The organism is Novilysobacter erysipheiresistens, assembly GCF_036663935.1.
GTDB lineage: Bacteria > Pseudomonadota > Gammaproteobacteria > Xanthomonadales > Xanthomonadaceae > Novilysobacter > Novilysobacter erysipheiresistens.
Window position 1 is genome coordinate 146,669 of the sequence record NZ_JAXGFP010000005.1, and the last position, 12,198, is coordinate 158,866.

Consider the following 12,198-nt stretch of genomic DNA (forward strand, 5'->3'; position numbering starts at 1 on the left):
AGTGCGCGGTCAGAGCTGCGCGGCGAGTTCGTCGAGCAGCGCCTTGTGGGCGTTGGCGTCGATCTCGCGCTTGAGCAGCTTCTCGGCGCCGCTGACGGCCAGCACCGACACCTGCTTGCGCAGGTCCTCGCGGGCACGGTTCTGCGCGGCGACGATCTCGGCATCGGCCATCGCCTTCTGGCGGGTGGCTTCCACCACGGCGTCGGTCTTGGCCTGGTCGACGATCTGATTGGCGCGCTGGTGCGCCTGCTCGATGATCTCGTTGGCCTTGACCCGCGCCTCGCGCAGCGCGGCGTCGGCGCTCTGCTGCGCCTGGGCGAGGTCCTTCTGGCTGCGTTCGGCAGCCGCCAGGCCCTCGGCGATCTTCTTTTGGCGCTCTTCGATAGCCGCGTTCAGCGGCGGCCAGATGAACTTCATCGTGAACCAGACAAGGATCGCGAAGGAGATCATCTGACCGAAGAAAGTCATGTTGGGATTCATGACGGGTCCTCGACGTTACTGGCAGTGGACCGGCCTGGATGCCGGCCCGGGGTCGCGGCCAGTGCCTGGGCACCGGCCGCCGTGCGGATCATCAGCCCTGCTGCAGGACGCTGATCAGCGGGTTGGCGAAGCCGAAGAACAGGGCGACAGCCAGGCCGATGATGAACGCGGCGTCGATCAGGCCGGCGAGCAGGAACATGCGGCCCTGCAGCATCGGCACCAGTTCCGGCTGGCGGGCGGCCGACTCGAGGAACTTGGCACCCATGATCGCGATGCCGAGGCAGGCGCCGAGCGCGCCGAGGCCGATGATGATGCCGATCGCGATGGCGGTCAGACCCTGAACGTTGGCGATGAACTCCATGGTGCTTCTCCTGGTGTAAAGGCTGTTGCTTGAAGTGGATGGAACGAAGGTTGGAACTGGAAAACGTTTGCTGCAGGAATCAATGACTCTCGCGGGCGCCGGCGATGTAGACGACCGTGAGGATCATGAAGATGAAGGCCTGCAGCAGGATGATCAGGATGTGGAAGATCGCCCAGGCCGTGTTGGCGATGATGCCCGGCACGAAGGTGATCCAGCTGGCGAACAGGCCGGCGATCAGCATGAACACCAGCTCGCCGCCGTACATGTTGCCGAACAGTCGCATCGCCAGCGAAATCGGCTTGACCAGCCACTCGATGACGTTCATCAGCAGGTTGACCGGCGCCAGCACGACGGACATGAAGCCGTGCGCGTGGAACGGCGAGGTCAACAGTTCCTTGCCGAACCCCATGCCGCCCTTGGCCGACCAGGCATGGCCGATCAGGATCAGGAACACCGAGGCGGAAATGCCGAAGGTGGTGTTGAGGTCGGCGGTCGGAACCATGCGCGCATAGGTGTGGCTCGCGGCTTCCTCGCCGGCGATGGTGTGCACGCCCCAACCGACCAGGTCGAGCGGCACCAGGTCCATCGTGTTCATGAACACGATCCAGACGAAGATCGTCAGCGCCAGCGGCGTCACCGAACGGCGGTCACCGTGGAAGGTGTCCTTGACCTGGCCGTCGACGAACTCGACGATGATCTCGACGAAGGCCTGGCCCTTGCTCGGCACGCCCGGCGTCGCCCGGCGCGCGGCCAGGCCGAACCACAGGATGAACACCAGTCCCAACGCCAGGCCGACCAACCACGAATCAAGGTTGAACGGCATGCCGAACACCTCGACGGTGTTATGCGTCAGATGGTGCTGGATGTATTCGTTCAGGCCGCCCGAACCGGTCTGTTCACTCACGAAAGACACCTTATCGTTTCAGAATCTGGGCCAGCACGAAGGCCAGCGTCGCAGCCAGCAAGCCGGCCAGCATCGGCAGTGGCGGCAACCCGAACCCGGCCATGCCGGACACGAACACTGCAAGCACCACCACCCACTTCAACACCACTCCGGCCAGCAGGCGCGCGATTGCCGCGCCCGCGAGCTGGACTCCGCCGCCGAGCGCCAGCAAGGCTGCCACGGCGCTCCCCGCGACCAGCGCACCGCCTCCCACCAGAGCCCCAAGCGCCGAAGGCATGCCGTGGGGAAGGAGGGCCAGTGCGACCAGCGCCGTCGCACCCGCCTGGAAGACAGTCGCGCGCAACGCCAGCCGGCGGCCTGCGGACATGGGATCGTGCACGCGGGGTTCGTCGGTCCGGAGGGCTGGGCGACAAGCGCCCGATGGAGCCGCGGAATTATAGAGTCGATGCGCGCCGCCGGCAACCGCCAAACGCCACCGCATGCCGGCTCGCGTCCGTTCCGGCTGAACGCGCGACAGCGCCGCGAGGAACCTTTGCCCGGGGTGCCGGTCTATCGATTCGGCACGCCCGCCGTCTCTCTCTCCTCGTCAAGGCAAAAAAGCAGCGGCGGGCACGAAGCCCCGGCCTGATCCGCCGGGGCTTCTTCTGTTTCGTCGCTACTTCTTCTTCGGGATGTAGAGGTCGGTGATGGTGCCGTCGAACACTTCCGCCGCCATCGCCACCGATTCGCTCAGGGTCGGATGCGGATGGATGGTGTGACCGATGTCGGCAACCTCGCAACCCATCTCGATCGCCAGCGCGACTTCCGAGATCAGGTCGCCGGCGTGCACGCCGACGATGCCGCCGCCAATGATTTGATGGGTGGCTTCGTCGAACAGCAGCTTGGTGAACCCTTCGGTACGACCGATACCGATCGCGCGACCGGAGGCGGCCCACGGGAACTTGCCGACGCCGACCTTGAGGCCCTTTTCTTTCGCCTCGTTCTCGGTGACGCCGACCCAGGCGATTTCCGGATCGGTGTAGGCGACCGACGGGATCACCCGCGCGACCCATTCCTTCTTTTCGCCGGCGGCGACTTCGGCCGCGAGCTTGCCTTCGTGGGTGGCCTTGTGGGCGAGCATCGGATTGCCGACCAGGTCGCCGATCGCGAAGATGTGCGCGGCGGTCGTGCGCATCTGCCGGTCGACCGGGATGAAACCGCGCTCGGTGACTTCGACGCCGGCCTTGGCCGCATCGATCCTGCCGCCGTTCGGCGCGCGGCCGACCGCGACCAGCACCCGGTCGTAGACTTTCGCCTCAGGCTCGCTGGCACCTTCGAACTTGCAGGCAATGCCGCCCTTCTGTGCCTTGGCCTCGACCACCTTGGTCTTCAGGTGCACGGCGACGCCCTGCTTCTTCAGGCGATCGGCGAGCGGCTTGACCAGGTCCTTGTCGGCGCCCGGCATCAACTGGTCCATGAACTCGACCACGGTGACCTCGCTGCCGAGCGCACGGAACACCGTCGCCATCTCCAGGCCGATGATGCCGCCGCCGACCACGAGCAGTTTCTTCGGCACTTCGGCCAGCTCGAGTGCGTCGGTCGAATCCATGACGCGCTCGTCGTCCCACGGGAAAAACGGCAGCTTCACCGCCTGCGAACCGGCGGCGATGATGCATTGCTCGAAGCGGATCAGCTGGGTCTTGCCGGCGTTGTCGACTTCCAGCTCGTTGGCGGAAACGAACTTGCCGCTGCCGGTGACCACGCGCACCTTGCGCTGCTTGGCCATGCCGGCCAAACCCTTGGTCAGTTGGCCGACGACCTTGTCCTTGTAGTCGCGGAGCTTGTCGAGGTCGATCTTCGGCCTGCCGAAATCGATGCCGTAGTCGTTGGCGTGCGCCGCTTCCTCGACCACCGCGGCGGCATGCAACAGCGCCTTTGACGGGATGCAGCCGACATTGAGGCAGACCCCGCCAAGACGCTCGTAGCGCTCGACCAGCACGGTGTCGAGGCCGAGGTCGGCGGCCCGAAACGCGGCGGTGTAGCCGCCGGGGCCGGCGCCGAGGACCAGCATCGCGCATTCGACATCGGCCTTGCGACCCGACGCCGGCGCGGGCTTGGGCGCGTTGGCCCGAGGGGTCGGTGCCGCATTTGGCGCAGGCGTGTCGTTGTTCTTGCCAGTGTCGGCGGGCGCTTTCGGCGCCGACGGCTTGGCATCGCCGGTAGCAGTCGGCGCGGAGGCCCCGGCCGTTGTCGCCGCCTTGGTCGGCGGAGCTTCGGCGGCCTTCGACGCGGACGCGTCGTCGCTCGCGCCTTCGGCTTCCAGCACCGCGATCACCGCGCCCTGGGCCACTTCGTCGCCGACATTGACCCGCAGCTCCTTGATCACGCCGGCCGCGCTCGACGGCACTTCCATCGTCGCCTTGTCCGACTCCAGCGTCACCAGGCCCTGGTCGAGCGTGACGGTGTCGCCGACCGCGACCAGCAATTCGATGACCGGCACGGCGTCGAAATCGCCGATGTCGGGAACCTTGATCTCGATGGTGTTGGCCATGTCTGTCCCTTGTATGAATCGGTGGCGCGCTCGACGGGTCACCGACCCGGGCGCGGGGCCGCTCAATTGGCGGCCAATTCCTCGTCGAGTTCGTCGAGCGATTTCCACAGGTCGTCCCAGCGTTCCTGGAAATCGTCGGGATCGCCCTCGTCGGCGGCATCGACCAGCGCCTCGGCCTGTTCGAGCATCAGTTCGCCGGCGCCGCAATCGGGCGCCAGGCCGCTGAACCGGGCGCCGTCGACGACAAAACTCAACACTTCGTCGTCGTGGAACTGCGCGCCGCGATCGGCGGCCACGCCGGCCTGCAGCGTGCGCTTCCATGATTCGACCAGGCGCGCGGCCAACGCGGCCGGGATCGCCACTTCGAGGACCTCCGGTTGCTGGTCGGTCAGTAGCACGCGACGGATGCCGTTGGCGCTGGTTTCGAGATGGTCGACGCGTTCCGGCGGTCGCGCATGGCGCAGCGTCCAGGCGCCGCCGTCAGCCGCCGCGACCAGCATCAGCGCGCTTTCGGCGCCGCGCAGTGGCAGCCAGGTCAGTTGCAGTGCCGGCTGGTTCGCGCCCACCAGCAAGGTCTCGACCGCGTTGCCGTGGTTTTCGGTCGCCGGTGGCCAGCCGTGGCCCAACTGCAGCACACACTCGTCGGCGTGCACCAGGGGCGCGGCCGACAACGCCAGGGCGAGCAGCAGCGCGCGCCCGGCGCCCGTCACAGCAGCACCCGGCGCATATCGGCGAGGATCTGGCCGAGATAGCTGGTGAAACGCGCCGCGGCGGCGCCGTCGATGACCCGGTGGTCGTAGCTCAGCGACAGCGGCAGGACCAGTCGCGGGGCGAACTGCTTGCCGTCCCAGACCGGCTTGGTGTCGGAGCGCGAGACCCCGAGGATCGCCACTTCCGGGGCGTTGACGATCGGGGTGAACGCAGTGCCGCCGATGCCGCCGAGCGAGCTGATGGTGAAGCAGCCGCCGCTCATCTGCGCCGGCCCGAGCTTGCCCTCGCGCGCCTTGGCGGCGAGCTCGCCGGTCTCGGCGGCGATTTCCATCACGCCCTTCTTGTCGCAGTCACGCACCACCGGCACCACGAGGCCGTTGGGGGTGTCGGCGGCGAAGCCGATATGGAAGTACTGCTTGAGCACCAGCGTTTCGCCATCGCCCATGAGCGAGGCGTTGAAGTCGGGGAATTTCTTCAGCGCGCTGACGCTGGCCTTCATCAGGAACGCCAGCATGGTCAGCTTGGTCGCGCCACCCTTGGCGATGGCCTTTTCGTTTTCCTTGTTGAGCGCGACCCGCAGCGCTTCCAGCTCGGTGATGTCGGCATCGTCGAACTGGGTGACGTGCGGGATCATCGCCCAGTTGCGGGCGAGGTTGGCGCCGGACAGTTTCTGGATCCGCGACAGCGCGCGGGTCTCGGTCGGGCCGAACTTGCTGAAGTCGACCTTCGGCCACGGCAGCAACGCGAGCCCTCCGAGCGCCTGGCCGCCGCCGGCGGTCGCCGCGGCCGCACCGCCCTGCATCGCCGTCTTGACGAACTTCTGCACGTCTTCCTTGCCGATCCGGCCGCCACGCTGGCTGCCCTCGACCTTCATCAGGTCGACCCCGAGCTCGCGGGCGAACAGGCGCACCGCGGGGCTGGCATACGGCACCTTGCCGGGCAGCAGTTCGTCGGCATCGAACACCACCGGCGGCGAGTGCGGCACCGCGTCGGTGCGTCCGCCGTCGCCGTTGTCGCCGCCACCGGCGGCTTCGATCTCGCGCTCGGCCAGCTCGTTGGGGGCGCCGACCTGGGTCGGTTCGACCTTGGCGCCGGTTTCCGAGGACTTCACCCGTTCGGCCGGCTCGGCCGGTTCTGCCTGCTTTGAATCGGGCTTGCTTGAGTCCGCCTGTTTTGATTCGTCGGGCTTCGACTCCGCGGTCTTCGACTCCTTCGGCTTCGAGTCGTCCGGCTTGGCTTCCGCCGCGTCACCGCCCGTTTCGCCGGCCGGCTCGATCATCGCGACCACCGCGCCCTCGGCAATCTCGTCGCCGACCTTGACCTTGATTTCGCGCACGACGCCATCGAACGGCGCCGGCACTTCCATCGTCGCCTTGTCGGATTCCAGCGTGATCAGGCCCTGGTCGGCCTTGACGGTGTCGCCGACCGCCACCAGCACCTCGATCACCGGCACGCCGTCGTAATCACCGATATCGGGGACGCGTGCTTCCTTCAACTCAGCCATGCTCGGCTCCGCCATGCGCGAAAGCCTTATTGTGGCCGCTGGGGCGTCAAGGCGCCAACTCTACCGCTGCGTATCGGGACCCATGGACACAACCTCTGGCAACTGGTTGAACAGCACCCTGCCCGCCTGGCTCGACAGCCTGGTCCGGCCGGCACTGGGATGGCAGGCCGGCGTGGTGGCGGTCTGCCTGTTGGTGGCATGGCTCGCGCACCGGCATTTTGGCGAGCGGATGCGGCGCAATCCGGCACCGGACGGGCGCTCGCGCTGGCGGGCGGCGCTGGCCGGCAGCAGCGGCCACCTGGCCTTCCCGCTGACCCTGTGCGCGACCCTGCTGGCCGGCTGGGGCGTGTTCGGCGCGTTGCGGTTGCCGCGCGCGCTGCTGTGGCTTGTGCTGAGCCTGGCGGCCGCGTTCGGACTGGTGCGGTTGGCGGTCTACCTGTTGAAGCGCGCAATCAAGCCGGGACCGCTGTTGCGGGCCTCGGAGAACGTCATCGTCGCGATCATCTGGATCGGCCTGGCGCTGTACCTGCTGGACTGGCTGCCGCTGGTGCTGCGCGCGCTCGACCGGGCGTCGATCGAGATCGGGACCGCCCGCATCTCGGCGCTCGCGGTGCTCAACGCGGTCCTGATCGGGCTGGTGGTGATGCTGCTGGCGCTATGGCTGGCACGACTGGTCGAACGCACGGTGATGTCATCGGAACACCTGTCGGCCAGCCTGCGCATCGGCATCAGCAAGGCGGCCAAGCTGGTTCTGCTGGTACTGGCCGCGGTCGTCGTGTTGCAGATCTCCGGGGTCGACCTGTCGGCGCTGGCGGTGGTCGGCGGCACGGTAGGACTGGGCATCGGCCTGGGCCTGCAGCGAATCGTCAGCAACTTCCTGTCCGGCTTCATCCTGCTGGCCGAACGCTCGGTCAAGCCCGGCGACGTGATCACCGTCGAGGACCAGTCCGGCAGCCGCTACGGCTGGGTCCACGAACTGCGCGCCCGCTACATCGTGATCCGCGACCGCGACGGCGTCGATACCCTGGTGCCGAACGAGAACCTGATCATCAACCCGGTGATCAACTGGAGTTACGGCGGCAACAGCATCCGCCTGAAACTGCCGGTGCGGATCAGTTACGAGGACGACCCGGTGCAGGCGATGGCGCTGCTGGTGCAATCGGCGGCCGGCCACCAGCGGGTGCTGGAGGATCCCGAGCCGGCGGCGCGGTTGATGGGTTTCGGCACCGACGGCATCGAGCTGGAACTGCGGGTCTGGATCACCAACCCCGAGCACGGCGTCAACAATGTCCGCTCCGAGATCAACCTGGCGATCTGGCGGGCGTTCAAGCGCCACGGCCTGACGATCCCGTTCCCGCAACGCGAGGTACGCATCATCCGTGCCGATGCCCCGTCGGCCGCGGACGCCGGCACCACGCCGCCGCCCTGACGGCCGAGTTCATCGCTTCTTGCCGTTCGATGGCTACGGTGAACCTCACTTTCTGCCGGGAGCCCGTCATGACCACCAAGCTCGACAAACCGATCCGTCGCGAGATCAGCATCGACGACCGCGCGTACACCCTGACGATCGATCCCGACGGCCTCAAGCTGGTCGAGAAAGGCCACCGCAAGGGCCAGGAATTGCGCTGGAAGGACGTGGTCAACGGCGATGCGGCGATCGCCGCGGCGTTGCAGGGCAGCCTGGCCGGCTGAACGCGCGACGACTTCTCCTGTAGGAGCGGCTTCAGCCGCGAACCAGAGCCGGCGCGAGCGAACAACTTCCGATCGCGGCTGAAGCCGCTCCTACAACCGCTCCTACAGGTGTTCCGACTCTATGTGGAGGCGTTCGCGGCGCAGCAGGTACAGGCCGCTGGCGATGATGATGCCCGCGCCCAGCCAGGTCACCGCGTCCGGCAGCACGCCCCACAGGCTGACATCCAGCAGCACGCCCCAGACCAGCGCGGTGTACTCCAGCGGCGCGATCTGCGACGCCTCGCCGATCCGGAACGCCTCGGTGATCGCGTATTGGCCGAGCGCGCCGGCGATGCCGACACCGAGGATCACCCAGGTGTCGGCCGCGCGGATCGGCACCCATTGCGGCCACGCCAGCGCGCCGGCGCCGACCGCCAGCAACACCAGCAACCACACCATCATCGCCGCGGTCGAGTCGGTGCGGCCGAGCACGCGCACGGTGATTGCACTGACTGCATAGCCGGTCGCCGCCAGCAACACCGCCAGCGCTGCCCAACTCAGCAGGCCATCGCCACTCGGTCGCAGCAACACCAGCACCCCGGCCAGGCCGATCGCGATCGCGGTCCAGCGCCGCGGCCCGACCTTCTCGCCCAGCAGCGGCACCGACAACGCGGTGATCAGCAGCGGGGCGACGAAGAAGATCGAATAGGCCGTCGTCAGTGGCAACGTCTGCAGCGAGTAGGCAAACGCGGCCATCATCCCGATCCCGATCGCCCCGCGCAGCAGGTGCAGTGGCCAGCGCACCCGCAGCAGCGGCGCCAGCCCGGTGGTCGCCGCGACCCAGGCCAGCACGAACGGCAGCGAGGAGGCGCCGCGCAGCGCGGCGACCTGCAGCGGCGGGTAGTGACCGGCAAGGATCTTGAGGCCGGCGTCCATCAGCGAGAACGTCGCCACCGCGACCAGCATGATGAAGGCGGCGCGGCGCGACGACGACGGCGCGAGCACCGGGGCGACGGCGGCGGCGTGGGAGCCTTCGGGGTGGACGGGCGGGTCGGCGGCCATCGGCGGAACTCGAACGGGAGCCGGCAGGATAGCCTCGTGCGGCGGCCTCCGCCGTGGCCAATTGTTGTCGCTTCACATCGGTGGCAGCTTGCGCCCGGAGTTTGCGTTAACCCATTCAGCCGGACCCGAACGTGCGGCAGGGACCGCCCATGCCTAGACCCCGCCCCGCCTCCTCCCGCGACGCCCGGAACCGACGGGTCCGGCGCGGCGCTACCGCGATGGTCGCCGCGCTGCTGACGCTGGGGGGTCTCTGCGCCTGCCGCCAGACCGGGCCAGGCGAGCGCGTGTTCGAACCCGCTGCGCCGACACCCAACCGGCCGGTCGCGACCTTCGGGCCCGACGACGCGGTGGTCGGCACCGACCCGGCTGCGGCGGGTCCCGAGGCGGCGCGTCCGGGGCCGGAGGTTACGACGTCGCCAGCGAAGCCGGACTGCGGATCCAAGCCGGCAGCGGGGCGACGCTGCACGCCGACGCCGCGGCCCTGATTGCGTTCCCGCTCAGCCGAGGCTGGCGCAGTCGATCACGAAGCGGTAGCGCACGTCGCCGCGCAACATCCGCTCGTAGGCCTGGTTGATGTCGGCGATGTCGATCAGCTCGATGTCGGACGCGACCCCGTGTTCGGCGCAGAAATCCAGCATCTCCTGGGTCTCGCGGATGCCGCCGATCAGCGAGCCGCCCAGCTTGCGCCGGCGCATGATCAGCACCCCGGCGGCGACCGGCACCGGCTCCACCGGGATGCCGAGCAGCACCATGCTGCCGTCGAACTTCAGCAGCGACAGGTAGGCGTTGTAGTCGTGCTGGCCCGACACGGTGTCGATGATGAGGTCGAAGCGCCCGGCCAGCTGCTTGAACGTGGCCGGGTCGCGGGTCGCGCCGAAATGAGCCGCGCCCAGCGCCAGCGCGGCCTCGCGCTTGGACTCCGACGTGCTCAACACGGTCACTTCCGCGCCCATCGCCGCGGCCAGCTTGACCGCCATGTGGCCCAGACCGCCGAGGCCGACCACCGCGACCTGGTCGCCGGCCTTGACCCCGTGCTGCCGCAGCGGCGAGTAGGTGGTGATGCCCGCGCACAGCAGCGGCGCGGCGCGGTCGAGCGGCAACCCCTCGGGAATCCGCAACACGTAGTCCTGATTGACGGTGATCCGGGTCGAGTAGCCGCCATGGGTCGGCGCCCCGGTGTCGCGCTCGCGCGAGTTGTAGGTGCCGGTCATGCCCTCGTCGCAGTATTGCTCCTCACCGGCGCGGCATTGCGGGCAGGTCCGGCAGGAGTCGACGAAGCAGCCGACCCCGACCGCGTCGCCAACCTTGAACCGGCTGACGCCCTCGCCGACCCGGGCCACGTGGCCGACGATCTCGTGCCCCGGCACCATCGGGAAGATGCCGTTGCCGCCCCACTCGCCGCGCGCCTGGTGCAGGTCGGAGTGGCAGACGCCGCAGTAGCGGATGTCGATCAGCACCTCGCCGGCGCGGGGCTCGCGGCGCTCGATGGTGTGCGGGGCCAGCGGCGACTGGCTGTCGGCGGCGGCATAGGCGGGGGTCTTGAGCATGGACATGTCGGGTTTCCAGCGGAGCAGCCGCAGAGTCTAGCGACTGGCCCACCCAGGCCATGTGACGCGCCACTGTAGGAGCGGCTTCAGCCGCGATCGGGAATTGTTTCGCCCGCGCCGATTTCCAGATCGCGGCTGAAGCCGCTCCTACAAAGCACGGCGCTGCTACCCTTCGGGTTTGACCCCCCGCGGAGCCTGCCATGCCTTCCTTCGACGTCGTCTCCGAAGTCGACACCCACGAACTGACCAACGCGGTCGACCAGGCCAGCCGCGAGCTGACCACCCGCTTCGACTTCAAGGGCGTGGACGCGAAGTTCGTGCTGGAGGAGCAGGTCATCAGCCAGTCGGCGCCGAGCGATTTCCAGCTGCAGCAGATGACCGACATCCTGCGCGGCCGCCTGATCGCGCGCGGCATCGACGTGCGCTGCCTGGAGTTCGGCGACATCGAGACCAACCTCGCCGGCGCGCGCCAGAAGATCACGGTCAAGCAGGGCATCGAGCGCGAGCTGGCCAAGAAGATCCAGTCGACGCTGAAGGAGGCCAAGATCAAGGTCGACAGCCAGATCAACGGCGACAAGCTGCGGGTCAACGGCAAGAAGCGCGACGACCTGCAGGCGGCGATCGCGTTGCTCAAGGGCGCGGAGTTCGAGCAGCCGCTGCAGTTCGACAATTTCCGCGACTGAGCTCGGCCGAAGCGGCGCGATCGCGATGGACGAAGACCCGATCGCCGCGACCCGTCGATGGCTGCAGCGCGCGGTGATCGGGCTGAACCTGTGCCCGTTTGCCAAGGCGGTGCAGGCCAAGGACCAGATCCGTTTCGTGCTCAGCGCGGCGACCACGACTGAGCAGTTGCTGGAGGAGTTGGCGACCGAGCTGGCGTGGCTCAACGACACCGATCCGGCGGTGGTCGATACGACGCTGCTGATCCATCCGCAGGTATTGACCGACTTCTACGACTACAACGATTTCCTCGATCAGGCCGATGCGGCGATCGATGCGCTGGGGCTGGAGGGCGAGATCCAGGTCGCCAGTTTCCATCCCGACTATCAGTTCGCCGGCAGCGATTTCGACGATGTCGGCAACTGCACCAACCGTTCGCCGTATCCGATGCTGCATTTGCTGCGCGAGGCCAGCGTCGAGCGCGCGGTGGCGGCGTTTCCGGATCCGGATGCGATTGTTGATCGCAATATCGAGACGTTGGAGGGGTTGGGGGTGGAGGGGTATCGGAAGTTGCTGGAGCCTTGAGAGTCTTTGGTGTCTCGGCTTCGGGTGGGAGCGTCGCCCCGGGGTGGGTGTTGCTTCCCGGTTCGGTCGGGCATGCCCGACTCACAGGCCGCGGACATCCATGTCCGCTGTGCGCAACACCCACCCCGGGACGCCGCCTCGGCGATCGGGTGGCGTGAGCTGTTGCACCTCGATGTAGGAGCG

General features: G+C 67.8%; 13 protein-coding genes. 4 read left to right on the plus strand and 9 right to left on the minus strand.

Annotated elements, in window-relative coordinates; genetic code table 11:
* Positions 1-9: 9 nt before the first annotated feature.
* The 7 genes from SNE34_RS10655 to SNE34_RS10685 form a co-directional block, all read right to left on the minus strand.
* Positions 10-480 (minus strand): F0F1 ATP synthase subunit B, encoded by a 471-nt coding sequence (locus SNE34_RS10655; RefSeq protein ID WP_332617026.1) that lies wholly within the window; start codon positions 478-480, stop codon positions 10-12.
* Positions 481-571: 91 nt separating this feature from the next.
* Complete coding sequence (atpE, locus tag SNE34_RS10660; protein WP_332617027.1) at positions 572-841, minus strand: F0F1 ATP synthase subunit C; 270 nt, start codon at positions 839-841, stop codon at positions 572-574.
* 79 nt (positions 842-920) lie between these two features.
* Complete coding sequence (gene atpB, locus SNE34_RS10665; protein ID WP_332617029.1) at positions 921-1,745, minus strand: F0F1 ATP synthase subunit A; 825 nt, start codon at positions 1,743-1,745, stop codon at positions 921-923.
* A 10-nt stretch (positions 1,746-1,755) separates the two neighbouring features.
* A complete protein-coding gene (locus tag SNE34_RS10670; protein ID WP_425604511.1) occupies positions 1,756-2,124 on the minus strand; it encodes a hypothetical protein in 369 nt (122 codons plus the stop codon).
* Between the two features lie 276 nt (positions 2,125-2,400).
* Positions 2,401-4,275 (minus strand): dihydrolipoyl dehydrogenase, encoded by a 1,875-nt coding sequence (gene lpdA / locus SNE34_RS10675; protein ID WP_332617031.1) that lies wholly within the window; start codon positions 4,273-4,275, stop codon positions 2,401-2,403.
* A gap of 62 nt (positions 4,276-4,337) precedes the next feature.
* Entirely contained in the window at positions 4,338-4,985 is a 648-nt protein-coding gene (locus SNE34_RS10680) for a hypothetical protein (protein WP_332617033.1), read from the minus strand.
* Positions 4,982-6,490 (minus strand): dihydrolipoyllysine-residue acetyltransferase, encoded by a 1,509-nt coding sequence (locus tag SNE34_RS10685; protein ID WP_332617035.1) that lies wholly within the window; start codon positions 6,488-6,490, stop codon positions 4,982-4,984. The genes SNE34_RS10680 and SNE34_RS10685 overlap by 4 nt, the downstream gene beginning before the upstream one ends.
* An 82-nt stretch (positions 6,491-6,572) precedes the next feature.
* Between SNE34_RS10685 and SNE34_RS10690 the strand changes: the two genes are divergently transcribed.
* Both SNE34_RS10690 and SNE34_RS10695 read left to right on the plus strand, forming a co-directional pair.
* Positions 6,573-7,919: a mechanosensitive ion channel family protein gene (locus tag SNE34_RS10690; protein ID WP_332617037.1), complete on the plus strand. Its 1,347-nt coding sequence runs from the start codon at positions 6,573-6,575 to the stop codon at positions 7,917-7,919.
* Between the two features lie 68 nt (positions 7,920-7,987).
* Complete coding sequence (locus tag SNE34_RS10695) at positions 7,988-8,182, plus strand: hypothetical protein (RefSeq protein WP_332617039.1); 195 nt, start codon at positions 7,988-7,990, stop codon at positions 8,180-8,182.
* Positions 8,183-8,284: 102 nt separating this feature from the next.
* Here the strand turns inward: SNE34_RS10695 and SNE34_RS10700 are convergent, their stop codons facing one another.
* Both SNE34_RS10700 and SNE34_RS10705 read right to left on the minus strand, forming a co-directional pair.
* Entirely contained in the window at positions 8,285-9,127 is an 843-nt protein-coding gene (locus tag SNE34_RS10700; protein WP_332617314.1) for a DMT family transporter, read from the minus strand.
* Positions 9,128-9,720: 593 nt separating this feature from the next.
* Complete coding sequence (locus SNE34_RS10705; RefSeq protein ID WP_332617316.1) at positions 9,721-10,770, minus strand: NAD(P)-dependent alcohol dehydrogenase; 1,050 nt, start codon at positions 10,768-10,770, stop codon at positions 9,721-9,723.
* Positions 10,771-10,970: 200 nt separating this feature from the next.
* Here SNE34_RS10705 and SNE34_RS10710 point away from each other — a divergent pair, with 200 nt between their 5' ends.
* Positions 10,971-11,453 carry a YajQ family cyclic di-GMP-binding protein gene (locus SNE34_RS10710; protein WP_332617041.1) on the plus strand — a complete coding sequence of 161 codons (483 nt, stop codon included), beginning with the start codon at positions 10,971-10,973 and terminating at the stop codon, positions 11,451-11,453.
* Between the two features lie 25 nt (positions 11,454-11,478).
* Positions 11,479-12,015, plus strand: a complete 537-nt coding sequence (locus SNE34_RS10715) for a DUF1415 domain-containing protein (protein ID WP_332617043.1) — start codon at positions 11,479-11,481, stop codon at positions 12,013-12,015.
* Positions 12,016-12,198: the final 183 nt, after the last annotated feature.